General features: G+C 70.4%; 29 protein-coding genes and 1 pseudogene. 17 read left to right on the top strand and 13 right to left on the bottom strand.

Annotation, left to right across the window (positions count from 1 at the left end):
- Window positions 1–112: 112 nt before the first annotated feature.
- A pseudogene (locus tag ACFWY5_RS23165) lies at window positions 113–817 on the bottom strand (PhoH family protein); the annotation flags it as partial.
- Window positions 818–914: 97 nt separating this feature from the next.
- Window positions 915–1259 (bottom strand): histidine triad nucleotide-binding protein, encoded by a 345-nt coding sequence (locus ACFWY5_RS23160; protein WP_379616635.1) that lies wholly within the window; start codon window positions 1257–1259, stop codon window positions 915–917.
- A gap of 230 nt (window positions 1260–1489) precedes the next feature.
- On the opposite strand from ACFWY5_RS23160, the gene ACFWY5_RS23155 reads away from it, so the two are divergent.
- Window positions 1490–2035, top strand: a complete 546-nt coding sequence (locus tag ACFWY5_RS23155; protein WP_184967323.1) for a SigE family RNA polymerase sigma factor — start codon at window positions 1490–1492, stop codon at window positions 2033–2035.
- Window positions 2032–2676, top strand: coding sequence for a hypothetical protein (locus ACFWY5_RS23150; RefSeq protein WP_379616633.1), 645 nt, complete (start codon window positions 2032–2034; stop codon window positions 2674–2676). Before ACFWY5_RS23155 ends, ACFWY5_RS23150 begins: the two co-directional genes overlap by 4 nt.
- Window positions 2677–2680: 4 nt before the next feature.
- On the opposite strand, the gene ACFWY5_RS23145 is transcribed toward ACFWY5_RS23150, so the two are convergent.
- The 3 genes from ACFWY5_RS23145 to hrcA are packed head-to-tail and all read right to left on the bottom strand — an operon-like array spanning window position 2681 to window position 5605.
- Window positions 2681–3412, bottom strand: a complete 732-nt coding sequence (locus tag ACFWY5_RS23145) for a 16S rRNA (uracil(1498)-N(3))-methyltransferase (protein WP_379616631.1) — start codon at window positions 3410–3412, stop codon at window positions 2681–2683.
- 28 nt (window positions 3413–3440) lie between these two features.
- Complete coding sequence (gene dnaJ, locus ACFWY5_RS23140) at window positions 3441–4580, bottom strand: molecular chaperone DnaJ (RefSeq protein ID WP_379616629.1); 1140 nt, start codon at window positions 4578–4580, stop codon at window positions 3441–3443.
- 11 nt (window positions 4581–4591) lie between these two features.
- A complete protein-coding gene (gene hrcA, locus ACFWY5_RS23135) occupies window positions 4592–5605 on the bottom strand; it encodes a heat-inducible transcriptional repressor HrcA (RefSeq protein WP_379616627.1) in 1014 nt (337 codons plus the stop codon).
- 143 nt (window positions 5606–5748) lie between these two features.
- Between hrcA and ACFWY5_RS23130 the strand changes: the two genes are divergently transcribed.
- The 5 genes from ACFWY5_RS23130 to ACFWY5_RS23110 all read left to right on the top strand — a co-directional run bounded on the left by ACFWY5_RS23130 (window position 5749) and on the right by ACFWY5_RS23110 (window position 10285).
- Entirely contained in the window at window positions 5749–6669 is a 921-nt protein-coding gene (locus ACFWY5_RS23130; RefSeq protein ID WP_379616625.1) for a hypothetical protein, read from the top strand.
- A 17-nt stretch (window positions 6670–6686) separates the two neighbouring features.
- Window positions 6687–7526 (top strand): DUF3097 domain-containing protein, encoded by an 840-nt coding sequence (locus tag ACFWY5_RS23125; RefSeq protein ID WP_379634191.1) that lies wholly within the window; start codon window positions 6687–6689, stop codon window positions 7524–7526.
- Window positions 7523–8215 (top strand): DUF4870 domain-containing protein, encoded by a 693-nt coding sequence (locus ACFWY5_RS23120; protein ID WP_379616621.1) that lies wholly within the window; start codon window positions 7523–7525, stop codon window positions 8213–8215. Before ACFWY5_RS23125 ends, ACFWY5_RS23120 begins: the two co-directional genes overlap by 4 nt.
- A gap of 82 nt (window positions 8216–8297) precedes the next feature.
- On the top strand, window positions 8298–9905 hold the full coding sequence (locus ACFWY5_RS23115) for a hypothetical protein (RefSeq protein WP_379634190.1): 1608 nt from the start codon (window positions 8298–8300) through the stop codon (window positions 9903–9905).
- Window positions 9902–10285: a hypothetical protein gene (locus tag ACFWY5_RS23110; RefSeq protein ID WP_379634188.1), complete on the top strand. Its 384-nt coding sequence runs from the start codon at window positions 9902–9904 to the stop codon at window positions 10283–10285. The genes ACFWY5_RS23115 and ACFWY5_RS23110 overlap by 4 nt, the downstream gene beginning before the upstream one ends.
- Before the next feature lie 21 nt (window positions 10286–10306).
- Here ACFWY5_RS23110 and hemW read toward each other — a convergent pair whose 3' ends face one another.
- Window positions 10307–11527 (bottom strand): radical SAM family heme chaperone HemW, encoded by a 1221-nt coding sequence (hemW, locus tag ACFWY5_RS23105; RefSeq protein WP_379616615.1) that lies wholly within the window; start codon window positions 11525–11527, stop codon window positions 10307–10309.
- 97 nt (window positions 11528–11624) lie between these two features.
- Here hemW and ACFWY5_RS23100 point away from each other — a divergent pair, with 97 nt between their 5' ends.
- A complete protein-coding gene (locus tag ACFWY5_RS23100) occupies window positions 11625–12881 on the top strand; it encodes a glycoside hydrolase family 18 protein (RefSeq protein WP_379616613.1) in 1257 nt (418 codons plus the stop codon).
- A 67-nt stretch (window positions 12882–12948) separates the two neighbouring features.
- On the opposite strand, the gene ACFWY5_RS23095 is transcribed toward ACFWY5_RS23100, so the two are convergent.
- Both ACFWY5_RS23095 and ACFWY5_RS23090 read right to left on the bottom strand, forming a co-directional pair.
- Window positions 12949–13572 (bottom strand): MOSC domain-containing protein, encoded by a 624-nt coding sequence (locus tag ACFWY5_RS23095; RefSeq protein ID WP_379616611.1) that lies wholly within the window; start codon window positions 13570–13572, stop codon window positions 12949–12951.
- Window positions 13573–13615: 43 nt separating this feature from the next.
- Window positions 13616–13888, bottom strand: a complete 273-nt coding sequence (locus ACFWY5_RS23090) for a hypothetical protein (RefSeq protein ID WP_379634186.1) — start codon at window positions 13886–13888, stop codon at window positions 13616–13618.
- 102 nt (window positions 13889–13990) lie between these two features.
- Between ACFWY5_RS23090 and ccmA the strand changes: the two genes are divergently transcribed.
- The 4 genes from ccmA to ACFWY5_RS23070 are packed head-to-tail and all read left to right on the top strand — an operon-like array spanning window position 13991 to window position 16772.
- Complete coding sequence (gene ccmA / locus ACFWY5_RS23085) at window positions 13991–14605, top strand: heme ABC exporter ATP-binding protein CcmA (protein ID WP_379634184.1); 615 nt, start codon at window positions 13991–13993, stop codon at window positions 14603–14605.
- Window positions 14602–16029: a DUF6297 family protein gene (locus tag ACFWY5_RS23080; RefSeq protein ID WP_379634182.1), complete on the top strand. Its 1428-nt coding sequence runs from the start codon at window positions 14602–14604 to the stop codon at window positions 16027–16029. Before ccmA ends, ACFWY5_RS23080 begins: the two co-directional genes overlap by 4 nt.
- 33 nt (window positions 16030–16062) lie before the next feature.
- Window positions 16063–16359 carry a hypothetical protein gene (locus ACFWY5_RS23075; RefSeq protein WP_379616603.1) on the top strand — a complete coding sequence of 99 codons (297 nt, stop codon included), beginning with the start codon at window positions 16063–16065 and terminating at the stop codon, window positions 16357–16359.
- Window positions 16356–16772 (top strand): acyl-CoA thioesterase, encoded by a 417-nt coding sequence (locus tag ACFWY5_RS23070; protein ID WP_379616601.1) that lies wholly within the window; start codon window positions 16356–16358, stop codon window positions 16770–16772. Before ACFWY5_RS23075 ends, ACFWY5_RS23070 begins: the two co-directional genes overlap by 4 nt.
- Window positions 16773–16778: 6 nt before the next feature.
- On the opposite strand, the gene lepA is transcribed toward ACFWY5_RS23070, so the two are convergent.
- Window positions 16779–18611 (bottom strand): translation elongation factor 4, encoded by a 1833-nt coding sequence (gene lepA, locus ACFWY5_RS23065; protein WP_379616599.1) that lies wholly within the window; start codon window positions 18609–18611, stop codon window positions 16779–16781.
- Between the two features lie 55 nt (window positions 18612–18666).
- On the opposite strand from lepA, the gene ACFWY5_RS23060 reads away from it, so the two are divergent.
- Window positions 18667–19671: a hypothetical protein gene (locus tag ACFWY5_RS23060; protein WP_379634180.1), complete on the top strand. Its 1005-nt coding sequence runs from the start codon at window positions 18667–18669 to the stop codon at window positions 19669–19671.
- 102 nt (window positions 19672–19773) lie between these two features.
- Window positions 19774–20043, top strand: coding sequence for a 30S ribosomal protein S20 (gene rpsT, locus ACFWY5_RS23055; RefSeq protein ID WP_184966628.1), 270 nt, complete (start codon window positions 19774–19776; stop codon window positions 20041–20043).
- Window positions 20044–20383: 340 nt separating this feature from the next.
- On the opposite strand, the gene ACFWY5_RS23050 is transcribed toward rpsT, so the two are convergent.
- Window positions 20384–20875 carry an NUDIX domain-containing protein gene (locus tag ACFWY5_RS23050; protein ID WP_379634178.1) on the bottom strand — a complete coding sequence of 164 codons (492 nt, stop codon included), beginning with the start codon at window positions 20873–20875 and terminating at the stop codon, window positions 20384–20386.
- Window positions 20872–21612, bottom strand: coding sequence for an XRE family transcriptional regulator (locus tag ACFWY5_RS23045; protein ID WP_379634176.1), 741 nt, complete (start codon window positions 21610–21612; stop codon window positions 20872–20874). Before ACFWY5_RS23045 ends, ACFWY5_RS23050 begins: the two co-directional genes overlap by 4 nt.
- Window positions 21613–21891: 279 nt before the next feature.
- Here ACFWY5_RS23045 and ACFWY5_RS23040 point away from each other — a divergent pair, with 279 nt between their 5' ends.
- A complete protein-coding gene (locus ACFWY5_RS23040) occupies window positions 21892–22812 on the top strand; it encodes a radical SAM/SPASM domain-containing protein (RefSeq protein WP_379634174.1) in 921 nt (306 codons plus the stop codon).
- 9 nt (window positions 22813–22821) lie between these two features.
- Window positions 22822–24024, top strand: coding sequence for a methyltransferase domain-containing protein (locus tag ACFWY5_RS23035; protein ID WP_379634172.1), 1203 nt, complete (start codon window positions 22822–22824; stop codon window positions 24022–24024).
- A 140-nt stretch (window positions 24025–24164) separates the two neighbouring features.
- Here ACFWY5_RS23035 and ACFWY5_RS23030 read toward each other — a convergent pair whose 3' ends face one another.
- On the bottom strand, window positions 24165–25529 hold the full coding sequence (locus ACFWY5_RS23030; RefSeq protein ID WP_379634170.1) for an ankyrin repeat domain-containing protein: 1365 nt from the start codon (window positions 25527–25529) through the stop codon (window positions 24165–24167).
- Between the two features lie 272 nt (window positions 25530–25801).
- Here ACFWY5_RS23030 and ACFWY5_RS23025 point away from each other — a divergent pair, with 272 nt between their 5' ends.
- Window positions 25802–26338 (top strand): GNAT family N-acetyltransferase, encoded by a 537-nt coding sequence (locus ACFWY5_RS23025; protein WP_379634168.1) that lies wholly within the window; start codon window positions 25802–25804, stop codon window positions 26336–26338.
- Here ACFWY5_RS23025 and ACFWY5_RS23020 read toward each other — a convergent pair.
- Complete coding sequence (locus ACFWY5_RS23020) at window positions 26305–26928, bottom strand: hypothetical protein (RefSeq protein ID WP_379634166.1); 624 nt, start codon at window positions 26926–26928, stop codon at window positions 26305–26307. The genes ACFWY5_RS23025 and ACFWY5_RS23020 overlap by 34 nt on opposite strands.
- Window positions 26929–26934: the final 6 nt, after the last annotated feature.

Raw genomic sequence — 26934 nt, 5'->3', positions numbered from 1 at the left:
CGAGCACGGGCGTCGGCTCGCCGTTGGAGCCGATGACCAGATCCCCGACCTGGAGATCCCCGATGGCGCGGAACCCCTCGGGCGTCAGGACGCCGGAGTCGACCGGTTGCGCCCGGCCGCGCATGTACGCCAGCGGCGCGACCTCGATCGTGCCCGCGGCCATGAGCTTGGGGATCGTCTCGGGGTCGAGCATGTCGTGCAGCGCGTCGTAGAGCGGCCGGAGATAGGGGTCGATCTTCTCGTAGAGCGTGCCGGGCAGGAAGCCCAGCCGCTCCCCCGCCTCGACCGCCGGCCGGGTGAGGATGATCCGGTTGACCTTCTTCTCCTGAAGCGCGCGGACCGCCTTGGCCATGGCCAGGTAGGTCTTGCCGGTGCCGGCGGGGCCGATGCCGAACACGACCGTGTGCTTGTCGATGGCGTCGACGTAGCGCTTCTGGTTGGCCGTCTTGGGGCGGATGGTCCGCCCCCTGGAGGACAGGATGTCGAGCGACAGCACCTCTGCGGGCCGCTCGGAGGTCATCTTCATCATCGCGATGCTCCGCTCGACGGCGTCGGGCGAGAGCTCGCCGCCGTTGCGCAGCACCTCGACCAGCTCCTCGAACAGGCGCACGACGGCGCCGCTCTCGTCGGGGGTCCCGGTGATGGTGATCTCGTTGCCCCGGACGTGGATGTCGGCCCGGAAGGCGCCCTCGATGACGCGCAGCAACTCGTCACGGGAGCCCAGGAGGCTGACCATCGGGTATTCGTCCGGGATCAGCACCTTGGCCTGAGTGCGCGAGGGAGGTGCCGTGCGTCGGGATTCGTGTAGTTCGGACATGGGTCAGGCCCTCGGGCCTGATGCCTCCCGGTCTTAATTCGGGTGTACTTCTCTGGCCCCATCGTAGCCGGGAGTGGCCCGCGCGCTCGCGTCAATATCAGCCGGGAGGCCAGGTCAGGTTGCGCCCCCCGAGAACATGCGCGTGCACGTGGAAGACGGTCTGCCCCGCACCGGCCCCGGTATTGAACACCACGCGGTACCCGGTTTCGGCCACCCCTTCCTGTACGGCGACCGCGTGGGCGGCCTTCAGCACGTCGTCGGCCAGCCCGTCGTCGGCCACGGCCAGCGCCGCGGCGTCGGAGTGGTGCTCCTTGGGAATCACGAGCACGTGCGTGGGCGCCTGCGGGTTGATGTCACGGAAGGCGAGCGTACGGTCACTCTCGTGGACGACGTCGGCCGGGATCTCCTTGGCCACGATCTTGCAGAAGAGGCAGTCGGTCACGGGAGTAGCCTAGCGAGGCGACCCGTTGCCAATCGGTAATCCTGCGTACCGTGCGCCGGAAGATCCACGCGGTTAGGGTGTGTGTGCGACACTTCAGCACAAAAGACGATTCAGGCTCGGGCGAGGCCACCTGGCGAGGACACGACTGGGTAATGCACCCCAAGGAACCGGGAAAACCTCAAGAACCGGAAGAGCGTAAACCCGCAGGGAAGGCCGAGCGTCCCATTGATGTGACCACCGAAACCCTTCTGGCCGACAGGTCGCTGGGGGCGGTGCCGGTCGGATGGGACGCCGACGTGGCCGTTACCGCGCTGTACAGTGCGCACTTCCGGTCATTGGTTCGTCTCGCCGTGTTGCTCGTGCGCGACATAGCAACAGCGGAGGAAGTCGTGCAGGATGCGTTCGTCGCCATCCATGGCGCCTGGCGCAGACTGCGTGACCCCGACAAGGCACTCGCCTACCTGCGGCAGTCTGTCGTCAACCGGTCCCGTTCCGTTCTGCGTCACCGAGCCGTCGTGGAGAAGTACGCACCCAAGGGCCTGCCAGACGCCCCGAGCGCCGAGAACGGCGCCATCGGCGAGCTGGAGCGCTCCGCGGTCATCGAGGCATTACGCGCGCTGCCGACCCGGCAGAGAGAGGCCCTTGTCCTTCGTTACTACGGGGATCTGTCCGAGGCTGAGATCGCCCATGCCATGGGCATCAGCAAGGGCGCGGTCAAGAGCCACACCGCCCGTGGCATGGCCGCCTTGCGATCCGTCCTGGAGAAGATGTCATGACCCAGCCGCCCGACGAGTACGGCGACATTCTGCGCCGCGTGCTCCGCGCGGAGGCGGACGCGGTCGTGCCGTCTCCGGAAGGTCTGGAGATCATCCGCGGCCGCATCGAGCGGCGGGGCGTGCGCAGCGTGTTGTGGTGGCGCATCGGCGCCGCCACGGTCAGTGCCGTACTGGTCGCGGGCACCGTCGTCATGGTGGTCCCCTCACTGCGGGACAGGGTCATCACGCCCACGGAGGTCGAGCACGTCCGCGAGACCGACGCCCCGCCGGACAACTCCTCCACCAACCGCCCTCAGGACAAGCCCAGCCCGAGCAGGTCGGAGCCGGCTATCCTGCCCGCCGATCCCACGCCCACGCCGACGTCGCCGGGGCAGGCCACCGAGTCGGCCAAGTCGACGGCGAAGCCGTCCCCGAGCGGCAGCGTCACCCCGACGCCGACGCCCTGCCCGTCCACTCCGGAGGAGGAGACCGCCGCGCGCGAGGACTGCCCCACGGCGTCCGCCAGTCCCACGCCCTCCGGCCCCACCGACACGCCCATCCCGTCCGGCAGCTGCCCGCCGGAGGAGTGCCCGCCGGACGACCAGCCGCCCGCGCCGCCCACCGACCTGACGACGCCGCTGACCTCCAACCAGGTGAGCTGAGGTCTCACCAGCGCCCGGTGCGCGCCATCAGCACCGCCGCCGCGGCCACTCCCGCGGTCGAGGTCCGCAGCACCGTAGACCCCATCAGCGCCGGTACGGCTCCCGCCGCGACGAACCCGGCCAGCTCGCCTTCCGAGATCCCGCCCTCGGGCCCGACCACGAGCACGATCTCCCCGTCGGCGGGCAGGCTCACCCGCGACAACGGCCGCGCCGCCTCCTCGTGCAGCACGAGCGCCAGCGCCGCCCGCCCGAGCAACGCCTCCACCTGAGCGGTGGAGGCCAGATCGGCCACCTCGGCCCCGTGGAAGCGCCGCGCCTGCTTGCCCGCCTCCCGCGCGGTGGCGCGCCACTTGCCGAGCGCCTTGGCGACCTTGTCGCCCTTCCACTGGGTGATGCTGCGCGCGGCCGCCCAGGGCACGATGCGGTCGACACCGGCCTCGGTCATCATCTCGACGGCCAGCTCGCCCCTGTCGCCCTTGGGCAGCCCCTGGACGACGACCACGCGCGGCGCCGGAGCCGGGACCTCGTAACGCTTGAGCACGTCGAGCAGCAGCCGGTCCTTGAGCGCCTCGCGCACGACGCACTCGGCCACCGCGCCGGCGCCGTCGGTGAGGTCGACCCGCTCACCCGCCCGCAGCCGCCTGACGGCCGCCGCGTGGCGGCCCTCCGGCCCGTCGAGCACCGCCTCATCGCCGCCGAACGTCTCGCGCCCGGCCAGGAACACCGGCACGCTCATGGCCGCCCCCGCTCGCCGTACAAGGAGGTCAGCGGCCGTTGAAGGCGTCTCGCAGGCGGGAGAAGAAGCCCTGCTGGCCCGGCGCGAACTTGCCGGGCGGGCGCTCCTCCCCGCGCAGCTTCGACAGCTCGCGCAGCAGTTCCTCCTGGGCCGGGTCGAGGCGGCCCGGCGTCTCCACGTTGACGTGGATGAGCAGGTCGCCGCGGCCGGAGTCGTTGAGGCGCTGCACGCCGCGGCCGTACATGGAGATCACCTGGCCGGACTGCGTGCCGGGGCGGACGTCGACCTCCTCGGCGCCGTCGAGCGTCTCCACCGTCAGCACGGTGCCGAGGGCGGCGGCGGTCATCGGGATCTGAACGGTGCAGTGGAGGTCGTCGCCGCGCCGCTCGAAGATCTCGTGCGGCCGCTCGACGATCTCCAGGAAGAGGTCTCCGGGCGGGCCGCCGCCGGGGCCGACCTCGCCCTCACCGGCCAGCTGGATGTGGGTGCCGTCCTCGACGCCCGCGGGGATGCGGACCTTGATGGTACGGCGGGTGCGCACCCGGCCGTCGCCCGCGCACTCCTGGCAGGGGTTGCGGATGATGGAGCCGAATCCCTGGCACTGGGGGCACGGCCGCGAGGTCATGACCTGGCCCAGGAAGGACCGGGTGACCTGGGAGACCTCGCCCCGGCCGCCGCACATGTCACAGGTGTCGGGGTGGGTGCCCGGCGCGGCGCCCGCGCCCTGGCAGACCTCACAGACGACGGCGGTGTCGACGACCAGTTCGCGCGTGGTGCCGAACGCCGTCTCGCGCAGGTCCAGCTCGACGCGGATGGTGGCGTTGCGGCCCCTCCTGGCCCGCGAGCGGGGGCCGCGCCCGCCGCCCGCCGTACCGAAGAAGGCGTCCATGATGTCGCTGAAGGGGAAACCCGCGCCGAAACCGGCCGCTCCGGCCCCTGCGCCGGCGGCGGCGAAGGGGTCGGCGCCAAGGTCGTACATCTGGCGCTTCTGCGGGTCCGACAGCACCTCGTACGCCTGCGTGATCTCCTTGAAACGCTCCTGCGTCGCGGGATCGGGGTTCACGTCCGGGTGCAGCTCACGGGCCAGCCGGCGATAGGCCTTCTTGACCTCGTCCTGACTGGCGTCACGGCGCACCCCGAGGGTGCTGTAGTAGTCGCTGTTTGCCACTTATCGACCTCTTAAGAAGCAGCCAGGATCTGGCTGACGTAGCGTGCCACTGCGCGCACGGCGCCCATGGTCACCGGGTAGTCCATCCTCGTGGGGCCGAGGACGCCCAGCCGGGCCAGTTGGTTGTCGCCAGAACCGTATCCGGTGGCGACGATGGACGTACCGTGGAGATAGGGGTTTTCCGCTCCGATGCGCACGGTGAGCGCGGTCGGGGTGTCCGTTGTCGTCTCGCCGAGCAGGCGCATGAGCACGACCTGCTCTTCCAGCGCTTCGAGGACGTCGCGCAGGCCGATGGTGAAGTCGGCGCCGGCCAGGTTGGCCGCACCGGCGAAAACGATCTTCTCGTCGTGCCGTTCGACGAGCGTCTCCAGCAGGACCGACAGAATCGTCGCGACAACCGGCCGGTCCTCCACCGGAAGCCGTTCCGGCAGGTCGGCCACCAGGTCGGGCACCTCGGCCAGCCCGCACCCGTCGAGACAGGCGTTGAGCACGGCGCGCAGGTGGGCGATCCGGGGGTCCTCGATGACCTCGGGCAGCTCGACGACGCGCTGCTCGACCCGGCCCGTGTTGGTGATCAGCACGAGCATGATCCGCCGCTCGCTCAGCGGCACGAGCTCGACGTGGCGCACGCTGGAGCGCGTCAGCGTCGGATACTGCACCACCGCGACCTGCCTGGTCAGCTGCGCCAGCAGCCGTACCGTGCGGGTCACCACGTCGTCGAGGTCGACCGCGCCGGCCAGGAAGGTCTCGATGGCCCTGCGCTCGGCCGTGGACAGCGGCTTGATCTGCGAGAGCCGGTCGACGAAGAGCCGGTAGCCCTTGTCCGTCGGCACCCGGCCCGCGCTGGTGTGCGGCTGGGTGATGTACCCCTCCTCCTCCAGCGCGGCCATGTCGTTGCGTACCGTGGCCGGGGAGACCTTGAGGTTGTGGCGCTCGGCCAGCGCCTTGGAGCCCACCGGTTCGTTGGTGGACACGTAGTCCTCGACAATCGCGCGGAGGACCGCGAGTTTCCTGTCGTCGAGCACGTGTGCACCTCCTACCTCTTCCCTTGGGAAACGCCAGGTCTGGCACTCGGTGTTCCCGAGTGCCAAGTGTACGGCTCTCACCCACAAGGTGCGATAACCCACGTGCTAGCGGACGGCAACCCGATACGTCCACACTTGCAGCTATGAGTGAAGATTTCCGGCAGGGTGGAGGATGGCAGCCTCCTCAGCAGCCTCCGTACGAGCCTCCGCCGCAGGGCGGACCCCCGTACGGCCCCCCGCCGCAGAGCGGCCCCCAGTACGGGCCTGCGGGCGGCCCGCCGTACGGCCAGCCGCCGTCGGGCCCCCCGCAGGGCCAGCCGCCCTCAGGCCCGCAGTACGGCCAGCCGCCCTCAGGTCCCCAGTACGGCCAGCCGCCGTCGGGCCCCCAGTACGGCCAGCAACCCCAGTACGGCCAGCCGCCCCTCGGCCAGCAACCCTTCGGTCAGCAGCCCCAGTTCGGCCAGCAGCAGTTCGGCCAGCCCCCGTACGGCGCCCCCCAGTTCCCCCCTCCGGTGGACGGCAAGCGGCTGCGCCCGCCCCTGTGGCAGATCGCCGTGGCCTGGGGCGTGGCCGTCGTGTTCGTGATCGCCGGCATCGCGCTGTTCGCGGGCGGCGTGACCAGTGGCGTGAGCGGCGCCGCCCCGGGCAAGACGTTCCAGCCCGGCCAGCCCGCCACGGTCACCATCGACCCGGCCGACCGGCCCGCGCTCTACCTGTCGCGCGGCACCCAGGTCAGCTGGGAGTGCCAGATCAACGGCAACGCCAAGCTCGTCACCACGCCCGTGAACCAGACCGTCGAGCTCAACGGCACGAGCTGGGAGCTGATCGCGCTGGTCAACGCCCCGGCCGCGGGTGACTACCAGATCAGCTGCACGATCGAACCCGACGCGCAGACCCGTTTCGGCGTCGGCAAGGACCTGACCGCCGCGGCCGGCGGCATCATGGGCGGCGTGGCCGCGCTGTTCATCCTGCCCGCGGTCGGCGTGCTCATCGCGGTGGTGTGGACGGTCGTCGTGCTGGTGCGCCGCAGCGGCCACCGCAAGCGCCTCGCGATGGGCGGGTGATTTGCTACGGTCCCCGTGTGTACGACGGTGATGTGCTCGCGGGGAACTGGCGGCGTCCGGGCAAGGGCAAGATCCCTCAGGTCCCGGCGGATCTCGACCTGGTCGTGGAGGACGCCGATAGCGGCTTCTGCGGCGCCGTGGTGGCCTGCGACAAGGAGGCCGTCACGCTGGAGGACCGATTCGGCAAGCGCCGCCTGTTCCCGCTCGCGCCGGCGGCGTTCCTGCTGGAGGGCAGGCCGGTGACGCTGGTGCGGCCGGTCGCCCCGGCGGCGGGCGGGACCCCGGCGGGCGGGACGGCGGCGGGCGGGAAGAGGCGCAGCGCGTCGGGCTCGATCGCCGTCGAGGGCCTGCGCGCCCGGGTGGCCCGCGAGAGCCGCATCTACGTCGAGGGCGTGCACGACGCCGCCCTCGTGGAGAAGATCTGGGGCCACGACCTGCGGGTCGAAGGCGTGGTCGTGGAGTACCTGGAGGGCGTGGACGACCTGCCCGCCATCGTCGCGGAGTTCGGCCCGTCCACCGGCAGGCGGCTCGGGGTCCTGGTGGACCACCTGGTGCCCGGTTCCAAGGAGAGCCGGATCGCCGCCCAGGTCAGCTCGCCCGACGTGCTGATCGTCGGGCACCCGTACATCGACATCTGGCAGGCGGTGAAGCCGTCCGTCCTGCGGATCCCCGGCTGGCCGGACGTGCCGCGCGGGGTGCCGTGGAAGGAGGGCGTGATCGCCGCCCTGGGCTGGCGCATGGAGCCCGCCGCGGCGTGGCGGCGCATCCTGGGCTCCGTCTCGACCTTTTCCGACCTCGAGCCCGAGCTTCTCGGCCGGGTCGAGGAGCTGATCGACTTCGTCACGGAGGCATCATGAGCCAGGACCACCCCCAGCCTGACGACGACTCCACCCGCCGCGTGGAGCGCTCCGACATTCCCGGCCACGGCCAGCCGCCCTCGGGAGGCTACGGTCAACAGCCCCCGAGCGGGTACGGCCAGCAGCCCCCAAGCGGATACGGTCAACAGCCGCCGAGCGGGTACGGCCAGCCGGGCGCGTACCCGGGAGGCTACGGCCAGCAGCCGTCAGGCGGGTACACCCAGCAGCCGCCCTCCGCCGACTACCCCTACGGGCAGCAGCCGTCGGGCCCCCAGGGCTACGGCCACCCGCAGCAGCCCCCGCCCGGCTACGGCTACGGCTACCCCGCGGCCCCCCAGCCCCACACCCCCGGCATGTACGGCCCGCGCCCCGGCACCGACGACACCACGATGGCCATGCTGTCCCACCTGCTGGGCCTGCTGGTCTCCTGGATCGGCCCGCTCATCATCTACCTGATGAAGAAGGACGAGTCCCCCTACGTCCGCGACCAGGCGGCCGAGGCGCTGAACTTCCAGATCACCATGTTCATCGGCTACATCGTCTCCTTCATCCTGACGATCGTCATCATCGGCTTCCTGCTGCTGCCGGTGGTCTGGATCGTCTCGCTGATCTTCCACATCCAGGCGGCCATCGCCACCAACAAGGGCGAGAACTACCGCTACCCGATCAGCATCCGCATGATCAAGTAATACGGAGAATCACGGTTCGATCACTCTCCGGAATGATCCCAGCTCCCCGGGTGACGATGGACGGGTCACTCACGGGGAGGTCATGGTGCACGAGCGCCTGCGCAACACCACCAGATACCTGGCAGCGGCCGCCTACCTGGATCCCGGCTTCCGCGACCGGGCGCTGTACGCGCTGATCGCGCGCCGCCACCACGCGGTGGCGCCGTCGGTCGGCGGGTTCGACCTGGGCCCGGTGCTGCGGCACTGCCTCTACTCGCGGTCGCTGCTGACCGTCAGGGAGGCCGCGGTCACGGTGATGCTGCTGCTCGCCCTGCTGTTCAACTTTCAGGCCACGATGCCGTGGCTCACGGTCCTGGGCGCGCTGGCGGCCTTCGCCTCCGGCGGGTTCGGCAGCCTGGGGCAGCGCAGGCGGCTGAGTCCCGTCCTCGTGGCCGGTCTGGTGATCGGCTTCTTCGCCCTGGTGGTCGTGCCCGCGCTGCTGCTGACCAGGTATCTCGGCGCGAGCGGCTCGGAGTTCGAGGAGGACAGCGGCTCCGGCTGGATGGCGCCCCTGATGCTCGTGGCCGCCATCGCCACCGTGCTGGCCTACCGGGTGCGCGTCTACCGGATCCTGTCGGAGCGGCTGCGGCCGGGCGCGGGCCGTACCGGAGCGGAGGCGGGCCCGCGGATGACGGAGGTCAAGCTCGCGCAGCACGGCAACCTGACGCTCTACTCCGGCGAGAACCCTTTCGTCGGCGCGGGCGAGCTCGTGCGGGCCTGGACGATCGCGGCCGAGCTCGACCGGCGCACCGGCGACGCGGGCCGGGCGCCGGCCATGGTGGACGCGGTGGACCTGCACGAGTTCGTGGGCGAGCGGCTCAGCCAGATGCGCACGGCCGCCGAGCCCGCCATGCCCGTCCACCTGGACATCCTCGACCACGTGATCGCGCAGGGCCGCCTCAACCAGCTCCACGGCGAGCATCCGCTGCTGCACGGCACCCGGCCCCGCTACCAGCTCAGCGACCGGGAGCTCCAGGCGGTGATCCGCAACCCGCAGTCGGGCGCCCGCCACTACCGGTGGATCGTGGTCGGCACCAGCGGCGAGGCCGTCACCGACGTCGACGGCGACGAGGTGCTGCCCGCCGAGGACCGCGACACCACCGTGTCGATCTTCATCCATCTGGCCGTCGAGGGCCGGATGCTCTACACCGAGTTCATCGTGACCGCGCTGCCGCCCGTGCGCGCCGCCTACCGGGTGGTGGACGAGCTGCCCAGGGAGGCCGGCGCGGCGCTCGTGCTGGCGGCGCTCAGCCGCGCCCCGCTCGCGCTGGCCCGCGACGTCGTCGGCGCGCCCGCCCGGCTGCTGCGGCGGATCTTCATGGCGATGCGGCTGCCCGAGGACCCGGACAAGTACGTGGTCTACGACTACGGAGCCAGGATCAGCCTGCGTGAGGCGGGGGCCGAGCCGCGCATCAACACCTTCCTCGAAGGGCTGGACGCGTTCAAGTACGCCAAGCTCGTGGAGGAGCGGCTGAACAACGCGGTGCTGGACTTCCTGGAGCAGCGCGGCGTGGACACCGCGGCGTACCGGCAGCAGATCGCCGCCGTCATCAACAACGGCACGGTGGTCAACGGCGGCACGTTCAACGGGACCAACATCGGCGGCCAGGGCGCCCAGTTCGCCGCGCCCGCCGGCAAGGGGGCCGCATGAGCACGCCCGACCCGTCGGCGCCCAACTACGGGACCGTCGTCAGCGGCGGCACGTTCACCGGCAGCAACATCGGCGGCCAGGGCTCGGTCTTCCAGCCCGGCCAGGAACGCTCCGTCCCGCGGGAGGAGCTGGAGCGGCTGCGGAGTCAGGTGGTGGCGCTCCTGGCCCTCGTGGAGGCGCACGCGGCCGAGCTGCCCCAGGCCCGGCAGGCCCGCCGTGACCTGGAGGAGGTGCTGGCCGAGGCCGAGGCCGAACCCGGCGAGCGCGACCCGGCCCGGGTCACCGCCGCCCTCGACCGCCTCGGCACCCGCCTGGCGCCCGTCACGGCCCTCGCCGCCGCACTGGGCCCGATCGCCGACCTGATCGCCACCTTCCTGTGACGGCGCCTTGTGTAACGTCGGTCAGAGTGTGAGGTCGCGGATGAGGGCGTCGGCGAGCAGGCGGCCGCGCAGGGTCAGCACCATGCGGCCCGCCTTGAACGCCTCCTGCTCCAGCAGCCCGTCCCCCACGGCCCTGGCCACGGCGAGCTTCGCGCCGGGCGCCACGTCGGCCAGCGGGTAGCCGGTGATCAGCCGCAGCTCCAGCATCAGCCGCTCCACCTCACGGTCGGCGTCCTCGAGCACCTCCCTGGCGTGCGCAGGGGAGACACCCTGGGCCAGCCGCTGCGCGTACGCGGCGGGGTGCTTGACGTTCCACCAGCGGGTGCCGCCCACGTGGCTGTGCGCCCCCGGCCCGACGGCCCACCAGTCGCCGCCGGTCCAGTAGAGCAGGTTGTGCCGGCACCGGCCGGCCTCGGAACTGGCCCAGTTCGACACCTCGTACCAGGAGTACCCGGCCTTCGCCAGCAGTTCGTCGGCGATCAGGTAGCGGTCGGCGGCCACGTCGTCGTCGGGCATCGGCAGCTCGCCGCGCCTGATGCGGGCCGCCAGCCGCGTGCCCTCCTCGACGATGAGCGAGTACGCGGAGACGTGGTCGGGCCCGGCGGCGATGGCCGCCTCCAGCGACGCCCGCCAGTCGTCGTCGCTCTCTCCGGGGGTGCTGTAGATGAGGTCGAGGTTGACGTGGGCGAACCCGGCCTGCCGAGCCTCCCGTACGGCTTGCGCCGCCCGCCCCGGCGTGTGGTGCCGGTCGAGCACCTTCAGCACGTGCTCCTTGGCCGACTGCATGCCGAAGCTGATCCGGTTGAAGCCGCCCGCGCGCAACTCGGCCAGATAGCCGGGGTCGACGGACTCGGGGTTGGCCTCGGTCGTGACCTCCGCGCCGGGGCGCAGGCCGAACTCCTCGTCGATCGCGGCCAGGATGCGGGCCAGGTCGCCGGCGGGCAGCAGGGTGGGCGTGCCGCCGCCGAAGAACACCGTCTCGACGGGCAGGTCGGCCGTGCCGAGCACGCGGCGCGCGAGCCGTACCTCGTCGATGGCGGTGTCGGCGTAGTCCCGGTGCGAAGCGCCGGGGCCCAGCTCGGCGGCGGTGTAGGTGTTGAAGTCGCAGTAGCCGCAGCGCGTCACGCAGAACGGGACGTGCACGTAGAAGCCGAACGGGCGCTCGCCGAGGCCGCGCAGGGCACTCTCGGGCAGCTCTCCGGACGGGGGCGCGGGATCGCCGTCGGGCAGGGTGGATGGCACCCCTCCAGTCTGCCTTCTGCCATTGACTGCCCGATCACACCGTCCTACTGTCAGGGCATCTTAAAGGAAAGTTTCCTATCAATTCAGGAGACGCCGCGTGAAGAAAGTCCTGCTCGCTCTCACCCTCTTACTCGGTATGACGGTGGTGTCGGCCCCGGCAGAGGCCAACCACGGATCCGGCTACAAGAGAGTCGCCTACTTCGTCCAGTGGGGCGTCTACGGTCGCAACTACCACGTCAAGGACATGGAGACCAGCGGGGCCGCCCGCAAACTCACCCACATCAACTACGCCTTCGGGTTCGTGAACCAGCAGGCCGAGTGCTACTCCGCCGACGCCTGGGCCGACTGGCAGCGTCCCGTGCCCGCCGAGCAGAGCGTGGACGGCGTGGCCGACGCGCCCGGCCAGGCACTCAACGGCAACCTCAACCAGCTCAAGAAGCTCAAGGCCAAGCACCCCAAGCTCAAGGTCCTGATCTCGCTGGGCGGCTGGACCGGCTCCAAGTACTTCTCCGACGCCGTCCTCACCGCCGAATCGCGGAGCAAGCTCGCCAAGTCCTGCATCGACCTGTGGCTGCGCGGCAACCTGCCCGGCCTGGCCGACGGCACGGGCGCCGGCGTCTTCGACGGCATCGACCTCGACTGGGAGTGGCCCGGCTACCCCGGAGCCCCCGGCAACGTCGTGCGTCCCGAGGACAAGCAGAACTTCACCGCCTTCGTCGCCGAGCTCAGGTCGCAGATGAACGCTTACAAGCGTTCCGCCCTGATCACGGCGTTCCTGCCCGCGGCCACCCGCGTCATCGACGCCGGCCTCGAGGTGCGCAAGGTCTTCCGCAACCTGGACTACGCCACCATCCAGGGCTACGACCTGCACGGCCCGTGGGACAAGATCACCGGTCACCACTCCAACCTCTTCAACGACCGACGCGACCCCAACGAGATCCGCGAGAGCCTCGACCAGACGATCAACTACTACCTGGAGCGCGGCGCGCCGATCCGCAAGCTCGTCGCCGGCGTGCCCGCCTATGGCAAGGGCTGGACCGGCGTGCCGGCGGGCCCGGCCGGAGACGGCGTCTACCAGCCCGCCACCGGCGCCGCCCCCGGCAAGTGGGAGGCGGGCTCCGAGGACTACAAGGACATCCTCGCCAAGCCCGGCAAGCGCTACCGCGACGTCAGGACCGGCGCCGTGTGGCTGTACGACGGCACCGAGTTCTGGACCTACGACGACCCGATCGTGATGCTGCAGAAGGCCGCCTACATCCGGCACAAGGGCCTGGGCGGCTACATGATGTGGTCCATCGACGGTGACGACGCCAAGGCCTCGCTCACCTCCGCCCTGTACAGGGTTCTGCGCTAGAAGTCGGACGGCGCACGGGCCGCACCAGCGGGGGGCTGCCCGTGCGCCGCTCCCCGCTCGCGGACCTTCAGCGCAGGAGGCGTTCGGCGCGGCGGTCCCAGTAGGAGCCGTGGCCGGGGAAGGCCAGGATGCGGGCCATGACGTCCTTGTCGCCGTGGTAGGCGAGCACGGACTCGGCGATCGTGACGCTCTCCTCCGGGCGGGCCACGATCTCGACCGGGTCGCCGACGCCCAGCTCGCCCGTCTCCACCACGCTCAGGTACGCGCCCACCCGGCCGGCGTCGGTGAAGCGCTTGAGCCAGCCCGGCTCGTCCATCCAGTTACGGAACACCACGCACGGAATGCGCGGCCCGCTCACCTCCAGCAACGCCGTGCCGACCCGCCAGCGCTCGCCCAGCACCGCCCCCGACACGTCCACCCCGGACGTGGTGAGGTTCTCGCCGAACTGGCCGTCGCGCAGCTCCCGCCCCAGCTCCCCCTCCCACCAGTCATAGTCCTCGCGGGCATAGGAGTAGACGGCCTGCGTGGGCGCGCCGTGGTTGGGCTGGTCGGCCCGCTCGTCGCCCTCCAGCCCGTTCTGCCGCACGCCGACGCGGCGCGTGACCGCCTTCTTGTCGATGGCGGTGCGCCCCAGCTTGCCCGCCCACTCCGCGTCGACCGCCCGCCCCACGTTCACTGAGATCAGCCGCATGGCTCCGACGGTAACCGACCCCGCGCGGCGGGGGCACACGCGGTCACCGGCTGAGCCTCAGGTCGGCCAGCTGTAACAACGTCGACAGCGCCGCCTCCCGCGCCTCCTCACCGTCGCCCTCCTCACCGAAGCACTCCGCGGCCACGTCGAGCACCGCCCGGACCACCGCCGCGTCCGGATAGGGCACCTCCACCCCCACCGTGCCGTCGGCGGCCACCTCGGCCGGGCGCAGATGCAGGCGGAGCAGCCGCCGCGTCTCCTCCGCGATCGCGACACCCAGCAGGGCCGCCCTCTCATACCGCTCAGCAGCGATCACAACACCCCTCCTATCGCACTCATGTTCGAGATTCGAAAGGCTAGAGTGCGGCACCGACAAAAATGCCGCGCCGGGTAGGGTCGAACGGTGTGCGATCCCCTCGTGACCACTGTCCGCCTGACCGTCGAACTCGGCGGCAATCCCATCCTCACCGGCCACGACCTGGTCGTACGACCAGGTGAGCTGGTCGCGGTCGTGGGCGAGAACGGGTCCGGCAAGTCCACGCTGCTGCGCTGCCTGGCCGGTCTCCAGCCGCCGACGAGCGGGGAGGTCACGGTCTTCGGTGCGCCTCCGGCCGACGTGGCGGCGTTCTGGCGGCGGGTGGCGGTGACGGGGGACGAACCGGCCTGGTATCCGGGTCTCACCGCGCGGGAGCACCTTGAGCTGGTGCTGGCCGTACACGATGGGCCGCGCATGAGCGTGGAGCGGGCGCTGGAGCTGTTCGACCTCGGTCCGCGCGCTGACGCCGTTCCGCTCAAGCTCTCCACGGGCCAGCGCCAGCGTCTCGCCCTGGCCGCGGCCCTGGTACGGCCCAGCAGCCTCCTTCTCCTCGACGAGCCGGAACGCGGCCTCGACACCGCCTTCCGCGAGCGCCTGGGCACCCTGCTGCTGGAGTACACGGCCGGCGGCGGCACCGTCATCATGGCCACCCACGACCCCGCCCTCGCCGCCCGCGCCCGCCACGTGTCCCTCGCGACCCCGGTGAGCGGACGATGACCGCGGTGCGCGAGATCAGGGCGCTCGTCCGGACCCGGTCCGGGCGGCAGCGGAGCCTGAGCGACCGGTACGCGACGCTGTTCGGGCTGGCGATGGGCGGCGCGATGCTGGCCCAGCCCGTCTCGGCCGCGTTCGAGTCCATGGCAGCGCCGCCTCCGCCGGAGCAGGTGGGCGCCGGGCTGGCGCTGGTGACGCTCGTGCTCGCGGGCTTCCTGTGGGCGGCGCGCGCGATCGGTCCCGTCGTGGTGTCGGCGGCGGACGCGGCCTGGCTGCTGCTGTCCCCGCTGGACCGGCGCGACGTGCTGGCACGCTCCGCGCGGACGCTGCTGCTGGTCAGCCTCGTGGTCGGCGCCGGTCTCGGGCTGGCGGCCCTGGCGGTGACCGGCGCGCCCGACCACCTCGTCTGGCGGCTGGTCGGCGCGCTCCTGGCGGGCGTCTCGGTGAGCGCGGGCGGGGTGGCGATGGCCGTGCTGGCCCAGACGTCCGATCCGTGGGACCTCGCGCTGCGCGCGGTGATCGCCGCGCTGGTGCTGGCCGCGGTCGTCCTGATGCTGGTGGGAGGCCGCCACGTGCCCGCGCCCGTCTGGTCGGCCGTTCCGGCTCTGGTCTCCGCCTTCCTGGTACGGCATGCCTGGTCGGCCTTTGCCCGCATCCCGTCCCGCCGCCTGCTGTCGTCGTCGGCCAGGGCCGGGCACCTGGCCAACGCCACCGTGAGCCTGGATCCGAGCCTGCTGAGCTGGCTCGCCGAGGACAACCACTGGCGTGGCGCCCGCCTGCGCAGCCGGTCGTGGCCCGGCCTGCCCGCGGTGTTCGCGCCCGCGTGGCAGGAGGTGCTGCGGCTGGTGCGGCGGCCGGGGCGGCTGGCCGTACTGGCGGGCTCGACGGCGGCGCCCGCCCTGCTGGCCCAGGCGACTGCCGACACGGGAGCGCTGGTGGCGGTGCTCGTCCTGGGCGGTGGGCTGGCCGCGGCGGCGTCCGCGGTGTCGGGGGCGCGGTGGGACGCCGACAACCCGGCGCTGGCCCGCCTGCTGGCGCTGCCGGGGCGTGGGCTGATGGCGGCACGGGCCGTGCTGCCCGCGCTGCTGGCGGCCGCGTGGATGGGAGCGGCGCTGGTGCTGTTGCCCGGGGCTGCGGGGTCGCTGTTGTGGTTCGTGCCGCTCGCGGCGCCCGCACTGGCCGCCGCCGCGTTGCGGATGGCGAGGCGGGCTCCGGTGAACCACGCGATGCCGATCCTCGACATGGGGGCGGGCGCGATTCCGACCGGGCCGCTGTTCTGGGGTCTGACCGGGCTCGATCTGGCGGTCATCGGCTGCTTTCCGATGGCGATCGCCCTGGTGACGGGGTTTTCCGGCGGGTTGCTTGTCCTGCAGGCCGTCCTGGGCGCGGCGGTGCTCGCGGGGTATCTGAGCCGACAGCATCGCTAGGCAATCGCTAGCGATCGCAGTACGATTGCGAGCATGGACGTCCCACGGGCGCAGGCCGCGCTCCGGCAGATCGCCAAAGGGTTCGAGGAGCTCGCCACCGCCCTGGGCGGTCCAGAGGAGCCCGACGAGCCGGAGCGAACCGCGCGTGTCATCGCCGAGTGGGGGCGCAGGGGGCTGACGAAGCAGGAGGCGTCGGCGCTGTTCAGAAAGCACGGCTTCGCCCCGCAGACCACCGGCGGCTGGGCCCGCGGCGACTGGATCGCGATCGGCGAGGACGGCCTGCGCTACCTCACCGGGCGATCGCACGACTGGCTGGAGGAACGGTCATGAGCTTCGCGGTACGCATCGCCGTACGCGGATATGAACTCGACACGCAGGGCCACGTGAACGGCGCGGTCTACCACCAGTACGGCGACCACGCCCGATGGGAGTGCCTGCGCGCGGCCGGGATCACCGTCGAGGACCTGCTCGCGTCGGGCGTGGGCCCGATCACGCTCGAGAACACCATCCGCTACCACCGCGAACTGCGCGGCGGCGACGAGGTCGAGGTGAGCTGCGGGTTCGAGTGGGGCGCGGGCAAGACGTTCAGGATCGTACAGGAGTACCGGCACCGGGACGGCGGTCTGGCGGCCGAGCTGACCAGCGTCGGCGGGCTCCTCGACCTGCGGGAGCGCCGCCTCGTGCCGGACCCGGCCGCGCACTGGCGGGCGCTGGCGTCAGAGCCCGCGCTGCTAGGGCTCTGAGCGCCGCTACTTCTTCGCCTTGTCCGCGGCGCTGGAGTCGGTCGACAGCGCGGCCACGAACGCCTCCTGCGGCACCTCGACCCGGCCGACCATCTTCATCCGCTTCTTGCCTTCCTTCTGCTTCTCCAGCAGCTTGCGCTTACGGCTGATGTCACCGCCGTAGCACTTGGCGAGGACGTCCTTGCGGATCGCGCGGATGTTCTCGCGGGCGATCACCCGGGCGCCGATGGCCGCCTGGATCGGCACCTCGAACTGCTGCCTCGGGATGAGCTCGCGCAGCTTCTTGGCCATGTCGACGCCGTAGGCGTAGGCCTTGTCCTTGTGCACGATAGCGCTGAAGGCGTCGACCGGCTCACCCTGCAGCAGGATGTCGACCTTGACCAGCTCCGCCTCCTGCTCGCCCGCGGGCTCGTAGTCGAGCGAGGCGTAGCCGCGGGTGCGGGACTTCAGCTGGTCGAAGAAGTCGAAGATGATCTCGCCGAGCGGCAGCGTGTAGCGGATCTCGACGCGGTCCTCCGACAGATAGTCCATGCCCAGCAGGTTGCCGCGCCGTCCCTGGCAGATCTCCATGATCGCGCCGATGAACTCGGCCGGGGCCAGGATCGTCGACTTCGTCACCGGCTCGAAGACCTTGTCGATCTTGCCGCCGGTCGGGAACTCCGACGGGTTGGTGACGGTCAGCTCCTTGCCGTCCTCCATCTCCACCCGGTAGACGACGTTGGGCGCCGTGGAGATCAGCGACAGGCCGAACTCGCGCTCCAGCCGCTCGCGGATGATCTCCATGTGGAGCAGGCCGAGGAAGCCGACACGGAAGCCGAAGCCCAGCGCGGCCGAGGTCTCCGGCTCGTAGATCAGGGAGGCGTCGTTGAGCTGCAGCTTGTCGAGCGCCTCGCGCAGTTCCGGGTACTCGTCGCCGTCGATCGGGTAGAGGCCGGAGAACACCATGGGCCGCGGGTGGTCGTAGCCGGCCAGCATCTCCTTCGCGCCGTGCACGGCCGAGGTGACGGTGTCGCCGACCCGTGACTGGCGCACGTCCTTCACGCCGGTGATCAGGTAGCCGACCTCGCCGACGCCGAGGCCCTTGTCGGCGACCTTCGGCTCGGGGGAGATGACGCCGATCTCCAGCGTCTCGTGGGTGGCCTGCGTGGACATCATGGTGATGCGCTCGCGCTTGCCGAGGTGGCCGTCGAAGACGCGTACGTAGGTGACGACGCCCCGGTAGGTGTCGTACACCGAGTCGAAGATCAGCGCGCGGGCGGGCGCGTCGGCGGCGCCCACGGGCGGCGGGACCGTCGCGACGACGTGGTCGAGCAGTTCGCGCACGCCCTCGCCGGTCTTGCCGGAGACCCGCAGCACGTCCGACGGGTCGCAGCCGATCAGGCCCGCGATCTCCTCGGCGAACTTCTCCGGCTGGGCGGCCGGAAGGTCGATCTTGTTGAGGACCGGGATGATGTCGAGGTCGTTGTTCATCGCGAGGTAGAGGTTCGCGAGCGTCTGCGCCTCGATGCCCTGAGCGGCGTCGACCAGCAGGATCGCGCCCTCGCACGCCTGCAGCGACCGGGACACCTCATACGTGAAGTCGACGTGGCCGGGCGTGTCGATCATGTTGAGCACGTGCCCGTCCCACGGCAGCCGCACCGCCTGGGACTTGATCGTGATGCCGCGCTCGCGCTCGATGTCCATCCTGTCGAGGTACTGAGCACGCATCGAACGGTCGTCGACCACACCGGTGATCTGCAGCATGCGATCGGCAAGCGTGGACTTGCCGTGGTCGATATGCGCGATGATGCAGAAGTTGCGGATCAACGCGGGGTCGGTCTGGCCAGGCTGATTGCGCACCGAAGTCCGTTTCGACAGGGTTGAGGTCAAGCGTCTTTCATGGTGACATGCCCGGGTGATTGCCCGAACCGTCATCCGCCGCGGCCTGCGCGTGCTCGCGCTTGCCTTGGCCATCGTGGTCGTGCTGGTCGGCGTGGTCGCCGCAGCGTTCCGAGTCCAGTTTACCGGCGAGCCCGCGGACTGGGCCAAGAGCACCGGTAACGACGCTCTGTGGATGGGCCACATGTGGGTGGACGGCCGCCGCACGGAGCAAGACGTCAAGAATCTGGCGGTACGGCTGCGCAGTACCGGCATCAAGGACCTTTACGTCCACAGCGGCCCCTTCAAACGCGACGGAACCCTCGACATGAGCGCCATCTCCACCGCTGAGAGCTTCGTGGCCTGGGCGCACGAACATCTGCCCGACGTCCGGGTCTCGGCCTGGCTCGGCCAGAAGGTGGACGGTTTCCTCGACCTCGACTCCCCCGCCACCAGGCAGAACATCCTCACCAGCGTCACCGCCATCATGGCCCTCGGCTACGACGGCATCCACTACAACTTCGAGCCCATCGGCTCCGACGACGGCGACTTCCTCGACCTGCTCGACCGGACCCGGCCGCTGACCGAACTCCTGTCGACGTCCACGCCGCAGATCGAGCCCTACCCCCTCATGCGGCCGGTGACCAGGGTCTTCCTGGACCACGACAAGTATTGGTCACAGGGTTACTTCGGCGAGGTGGCCCGGCGGGTCGACCAGGTGGCCGTCATGGCCTACGACTCGGGCATGCCCCTCACCTCCCTGTACGGCGGGCATGCCGTACGGCAGGCCAAGCTCGCACTCGACCTCGTACCCGAGACCAGGACCGTGCTGCTCGGCGCGCCCGCCTACCACGACCACGGCATACCCTGGGGCGACTCCGCCGAGAGCGTGGCCGACGCGGCGCTGGCCGCCCGCCTGGCCATCACCGACCGGGGACCGCGCGAACGATACGGGCTGGCCGTGTATGTAGACTTCGCGGCGACGGAGGAGGACTGGCGCGAGTACACCACGGAGTGGCTACGCTCGGAGTCGTTGATTTGAGCGGCGACCTGAGTTATTGGTAGCCTGTTCAACTGCGTGTGGCGCGCCCTCTCTCGAGCCCGCGCGCCCCATCCATCACCAGATTCTCACCGAGGCTTCTTCGTGGCGAACATCAAGTCCCAGATCAAGCGCAACAAGCAGAACGAGAAGGCTCGTCTGCGCAACAAGGCCGTCAAGTCGTCCCTGAAGACCGCGGTTCGCAAGTTCCGCGAGGCCGCCGAGCAGGGCAACGTCGAGGAGGCCGCGGCAGCTCAGCGTGTGGCTTCCCGTCAGCTCGACAAGGCAGTGAGCAAGGGCGTCATCCACAAGAACCAGGCCGCGAACCGCAAGTCGGCGATCGCCAAGCAGGCCGCCGCGCTGGCCGCCAAGTAGCCTGACGCTTTCCTGGACGCCGTGCCCCCGGGTAGGGGTGCGGCGTTTCCGTATACCCAAAAGCATCGTCTTTCACTGTCGCGCGCTTCGCGCGTCCGGGTTCCAGGCGTTCTTCCAGTCGAGCCACGGGCTCGACCCCTGGTCGGCCTCGCTTCGCTCGGGCTGCCTTTCTGAAGACCCACCCCTTACCCAGCCAAGTGGTCAGCCAGCTGGATCCCACCCTCGCTTCGCCCCCGGAAAGCAGCTGGGCCAGGCTGTTGGTTCGGCAGGGGCCATCCAACCCAGGTCCTCAACGCGAGCTAAGTGCCCTGTGCGCCACGACAGATGATCGACAGCCGGGTCAGCCGATGTGCGGAGATCCGCCGGCAAGCCCGCAGTCGATCCGCAGGCGGATCGCGGGATGGATGCTGTACCCGGCGAGCCTCTCCGGCGTCACCCATTGCACCTCCTGCGCCTCCGCCGGCTCCGGCCGGATCTCCCCTCCGACGACATGGGCCCGCAGGCACACATTGATCGGCTGACGCACCTCGTCAACCTTGCCGCCCTTCATGTAGACGATCACATGATCCGGCGTGGAGAACACGCCGACCAGACCGACGATCTCGATCTCGAGGCCCGTCTCTTCCCTGCACTCGCGAACGCCCGCCTCCGCGACCGTCTCCCCCTTCTTCACCCCGCCGGTGGGGATCGTCCACAGGCCGTTGTCCGTGCGACGGAGCATGAGCACCCGCCCCTGATCGCCCTTGACGAACACGCTCGCGGACGCCTTGCGACTGGTCGGCTTCGGCGCTTCGGGATCCTGCCAGTAGTCGATGCGTCTGATCTCTTTCACAGCACAGTTCCCCTGTCCCAGGGCCGGGCTGACGCCCACACCCGCTCATAGGACTCCAGATAGGTGTTGAACCATGCCCCGTCCACCCGGCGCAGACGCAGGGTTGGCGTGAAAGCAGCCAGCAAGCCGTACACGTGGACGTTGACCAGCATTTCATCATCAAAGCGATAGATGGAGTTGTAGAGCGGGGTGTCGTGCAACCGGATCTGCACGGTAGGCGGCATCCGCTGCCCGTAGTGGGCCAGCACCGCGGCGACCCGGCCGGCGACCCCGCCTCCTATCTGATGCTCGGCATCCCGTGCGGCGAGCTGCCAGCCGTCGGGATCGCCAAAGAGCAGGCGTACGCGCACGCCTGCCTCCACCTTGGCCGCCAGCGTGGGGATCCAGTCAGGATGTTCCTCGGCCAGGAACAGACCGGCGGACGCGATGAGGTCGACGTTCCGCTTGGCCCCTCGCAGGATCTCCGTCCAGAGGTGCCGGGGGACATCGTTGCGGCGAGGGTAACCGGCGACGAGTTCGGCTCCGGCGAGCCCGGTTCTGTCGGTGGCATCCGGCCAGAGGTATGACTCATCCTCCTGGAGGATGGCGGCGACCCGGTAGCGGGTCTTGGGATACGGCACGGACGTGCCGTGCAACCAGCGTTCCACGGTTTTGACACATACCTCGGCGCGCGCTGCCAACCCCTCCGGGTCGATACCGGCGTGGAGCATCGTCCGGCGGAGCCGTTCGTTCACCATGACGGCAATCCTGTCGAAGGACATCGTTCATGATCTGGCTGACTCAGAGATGTCCTCAGATGTCTGGCGGTGTCGGAGCGCTGTCTTGTCTCCGCATCGCATGATGCCGTCATGACCCCAGGCCCAGGCGGACAAGCCGGCCGGCCTACGGACCGCGTTCCCTGCGTGGACGTTCTCACGCGGGTTGGAGGAGCAGCGGCGGTACGCAGTTGGAACACATGGTTTCCCATGGGCTGGGTCTCACCCGGCCCACACAGCCCCGTCTTGTCAGGAGGACCCGTGAGCACGGCACCACCCGCCCTGGACTTCTTCTGGGCAGAGATCACCGGCAAATGTCAGCTTGCCTGCACCCACTGCTACGCCGGCTCCGGACCGGACGGCACCCACGGCGCCATGACCGCGACCGAATGGGCCGCCGCCATCACGCAGGCCCGCGCGCTCGGCGCCCGCATGGTGCAGTTCATCGGAGGCGAACCCACCCTGCACCCCGACCTGCCCACGCTCATCGCGCACGCGCTGGGTGACGGCCTACAGGTCGAGGTGTACACGAACCTCGTCCACGTCACCCCATCGTTGTGGGACGTCTTTGCACAGCCCAAGGTCATGCTCGCGACCTCCTACTACACCGACGACCCCGACCAGCACCAGCAGATCACCCAACGCAGGACCCACCACCGCACCCACGCCAACATCGGCCGCGCCATCGCCCTGGGCATCCCCATCCGCGCCGGCATCATCGACATCCACGACGGCCAGCACGTCGAACAGGCCAAGCAGCAGCTCGCGCGACTCGGCGTCACCGACATCAGCGTCGATCGGATGCGGCTCCTCGGCCGGCCCGCGCGGCAACCGTGCGACGTCTCCCAGCTATGCGGCCGATGTGGCGACGGCATCGCCGCGATCCTGCCCGACGGCACCGTCACCCCGTGCCCGCTCTCGCGCTGGCTTTCCGCTGGCAACATCCGCGAGACCGGTCTAACGTCCCTCGTAGAAGCCGCGTACCAGCTCTCACACGAGCAGATCCTGCCCGCGGTCACCGCCGCCGGAGCGTGGCCGTGCGAACCGAACTGCAACCCGGGCTGCGCTCCCGGCATGCAGAAGCCGGACAACTGCCACCCGAAGGGCAGCTGCAACCCCACCAAGCCACCCGACCCCCAGTGCACCCCCACGTTCAAATGCGCGCCTACGAAGAAGAAATAGGAGCGGCCCGTGCCCAGAAACATCATGCACGCCACCCACGCGCAGGCGCTCTCCCGCTACCTCCTGGACGCCGGTGTCCTCAGCCTGGCCGACCATGGCGACAAAGCGTGGCTCCACGCGGTAGAGCAGCTGCCTCGCTGTGCGTTCGTGCCCGACCGGGCCTGGGCCACACCTCAAGATGACCGCCCCGAGCACCTCATCGACCAGCAGGCGGACCCAGACGCCTGGTGGGAGGCCGTCTACACCAACACCGCCATCATCACCCAGCGCGGCGACGGAGACGCGGAGATCAGCGACACCAGCGCCCCGCCCACATCCTCGCTGTCGAGCCCGCACGTGGCGGTCGAGTTTCTCCGGCTGCTCGACCTCGCCTCCCATCATCGGGTACTGGAGATCGGTACCGGCACCGGCTGGACGGCCGCGATGCTCGCCGCCCGGGTCGGCGACCATCACGTCACCACCGTCGAGGTCGACCAGACGGTGGCCGCCGTCGCCAGTGCCAACCTCGACGAGGCCGGCCACGCGCCCTTCGTCCTCGTCGGCGACGGTGCGCTCGGCTGCGCCGACCGAGCCCCCTATGACCGCGTCCACGTCACCTGCGGCGTCCGCGAGGTCCCCTACGCCTGGGTGGAGCAGACCCGGCCGGGCGGCGGCATCGTCCTCCCCTGGATGCCACCGTCCGGGATCTGGGGTCACCAGCTGTATCTCGACGTTGTCGATGACGGCACCGCCCTCGGCACGCTGGGTGTCGAGGCGTCGTACATGCTCATGCGAGATCAGGTACGTCATGGCGCACCCGCCGTACGCCCGATCGATGTGACAGTGACGTCGAGCCGCCTTGACCCCGCGGCCGTCGTCGACGCCCTGTCCAGGGGGTTCCAGATCTACCTGGCCGGCGCGGCACCTGAGCTGACCGTGCACGGTCAAGGGTGGGATCATCCCGGCGGCGATGGTGCCTCCACGTTCACCGCCCATGCCGAAACCCTGGAGGGCGAGAGCTGGGCCACGGCCGTGGCGACCTACAGTGAGGCGGACGTCGAGGTCAGGCAGGCAGGCGCGCGGCGCGTCTGGGACGAGGTGGAGCGTGCCTACATGGGATGGCTTCGGGCCGGGCGCCCGGCGCCGAACAGGTTCGGCATCACCGTGACCCCGGCTGGTCAGCACATGTGGATCGACGACCCTTGGCAGATGGTCGAACCGGTCGGCCTTTGAGAGGCAGCGGTCACTTCCGCCGGGAAACGCTCCGCCGGCTCGTGCGACGGTACCCGGAAACCGCGAGACGGGCGCTCGACCAGCAGGGGCTCTAGGCGGCCCGCCCCCCGCAGGTCTGCGGGGGGGCGGGTGCGGGGCGCTCAGTGTGGGGCGGATCCGATCAGGTCGTGGAGGTGCTGAGCTTCGGGGTCGTGTGGGCGGGCGGCGAAGGCTATGCGCAGCCAGCCGTCGGCGTCGATCTGGAGGAGGTCGTCGCGGATGGACGGGTCGGCGCCGCGTTCCAGGAGCAGGCGGATCACGGGGAGCCGGGCGCCTGGGATGGCCCAGTGGAGGCCGGTGCGTCCGAGGTAGGGTGCCACGTCCGGATGGACGCCGTGGTCGAGGAACCAGCGTACGACCTCGATCCGGCCGTGCTGGCAGGCGTGGACGAACGCCTCTCCCACGATCTCCTCCGGATCATCGGTCGGCGGCAGGCGGGAGGGGAAGCCGGCGCCGGTGTCGGCGAGGTCAGGGCGTGCCGGCGCGGCGTGCGGGCGGAGCATGCCGTCCGGGTCGAAGCAGGTCCGTACCAGGTCCAGCCTGCCGCAGGCGGCGTACATCCAGAGCGCCTGCGGGGCGATCGTGTGTACGGCGAGCAGGTCGGCTACATCCGTGTTGCCGTGGTAGACGGCGTTCTCCAGTGGGGTGACGCCCAGGGTCCGGGTGCCTGGGTTGGCGCCGGCTTCGAGTAGCAGGCGTACGTAGCCGACGCGGTTGAAGCGGGCGGCCCAGGTGAGCGGGAGGTCCAGGTCGGTGGCCTTGCCGAGCAGGACGGTGACCGCGGCGCGGGGTACACCGAGCTCTTTGCCTGGCCGGACACCGGGGATCGGCTCGGGGCCCGCGAGCATGTGCAACAGGGTGTCGGCCTGCTCGGCGGTCAGGTGGGCCAGCCGGGTGGTGTCGCCGGCCAGCAGGGCTTCGGCCTCGCGGTGCAGCCGCTGCCGTCGGCGGCGGTGCTCGCCGAGGTCGTGCCGGGACTTCTCGGTGAACGACAGGAGTTCCTGCCAGGTCGGGAAGCCGAGCTCCCGCGCGATGATCAGCCGCGCGTCGCGGAGCCCGGCGGTCGCGCCGGAGGTGGCGGTGGCGTGGCGGGGCACGTAGGCCCGTAGTCGTCGCAGGGCGGCGGGAGTGTCGCGGCGCAACTCCGTGAGAAGGGTGTCGGCCATCGAGGCGTAGATCCCGGGACTTACTCCCATGAGGCGGGAGACCGGCCGTTCTTCGGTGATGCCGCGGCCTTCGATGTGGGCGCGGAATTCGGGCCAGGTCCGGAAGCCGTGTTCCTGGGCGAGTACGAACTGGGCGTCGCTGAGCAGGAATCGTTCTTCGGCTCGATCGCCCAGCACCTCGGCGACCCGGGCTCCGGCCGCCGCATCGCCCGCGGCGTACGCGTGATGCAGGTGTTTGGCCTGTTTGCGGTAGTACTCGGCGTTTGGATGAGCCGGCAGCTCGAAATGTCGATCAGACATCGCAACCTCCATCGTCGCCGAGGTCCGCTTGCCCGGCCGGAAAGAGGTTGGTCGTGTCCAGTGCTTTGACGTGCTGTTCGAGGTGGGAAAATCCCTGCCCGCGGACTGGCGGCGCCCTCGCACGCTCGCTTCAGGGTAGTTACCGGCTCCGCGCGGAGGCAACCGCCGAAAACCGTTTGTTCTCGCCTGCGGCATTCCGCACAATCAGGTCGTGATCTTTCAAGGCCGTACCCCGCCGGATTTCCTGCTGCCTGCCGTTAAGGATCACTGCCTTGAACCACATTCTCCGTGACTACGCCCGCGCCGACGAGTCCTCCTGGCTGCGCTGCCGGGTTCTGGCCTTTCTGCGCACCGCCTACTTCGACGACGTCGCCCCGGCCAAACCTGTCGTCGCGGCCCCGGGCTTCGAACTGGTCGCCGCCGACCGGCACGGCACCGTCCGGGGCGAGCTGGCGACCATCGAGACCGTCGCGGTCCACCCTGACCACCAGCACGCCGGCATCGGCCGCGCGCTGCTCGAACAGGCCATGACCCGCGTCCGCACCATGCCCACGGTGACCGCCCTCGACGCCTGGACCCGGGACGACCCGGACGCCCTGCGCTGGTACCGGGCGATGGGTTTCCGCGAGAGCGACCACTACCTGCACGTCTACGCGACGGCCGGCGAGCCGGAACGCGCGCTCACCGGCGCCCGGCCGGGCCTGTTCCCGGTGTCGGTGTTCCTCCACGCCGGCCTCGCCGAGGAGGAGCGGCTGCGTCGCGAGTTCGCCCGGGTTCACGTCTGCCGGCGCTTCTCCATCACACTCTGACCCGCTTCCAGTTCCGCCGCCCGGCGGAGGTCCTTGGGGCGGCCGATGGCGCGGCGCATCCGGATCAGGTCCTCTCGGCAGGCGTAGTGAACCTCCAGCCCGCCCGGGTCGGCCGCGGTGATCGCGCGGTCGAGGAACTCCGCCACGCGAAGACCGCCCCAGGGCAGCGCCGGCGTGCAGCAGTCGCCACCCGCTCCGGGCGAGGTGAACTCCACCTTGGGACGGAGAAAGGACTCCGGGCGAAGGGGTACGGAGTCGTCCGCCAGCCGGGCGTGGACGGCGGTGAAGGCGGCGGCCAAAGCGGGGGCGTGCGCCGGTAGGCCGTCCCAGAGCAGGTCCAGGTCGCCGGTCAGTTCGGTGGATCCGTGCATGATGCCGGCGACCTGCCCGATCACCACGGCCCGGACGCCGTGGTGGTGAAGGGCTTCGAGCAGCGGGAACGGGTCGAAGCCGAGGGCGCCGTCCGTGCCGATCGTGCCGACGTCGTCGTCGGCGTCCTGGTGGCCCAGGCCGGTGCCCGCCCGGTTCAGGGCCAGCTCACGGGTACGCCGGGCGGCGGCGCGAAGACGCTCCAAGGGCTCGTTGATCATTCGGGC

It is taken from the genome of Nonomuraea sp. NPDC059007 (assembly GCF_042740555.1).
Taxonomy (GTDB): Bacteria; Actinomycetota; Actinomycetes; order Streptosporangiales; family Streptosporangiaceae; genus Nonomuraea.
Note: the sequence above shows the minus strand (reverse complement) of the source record. Positions and strands in the feature narration are given on the sequence as shown.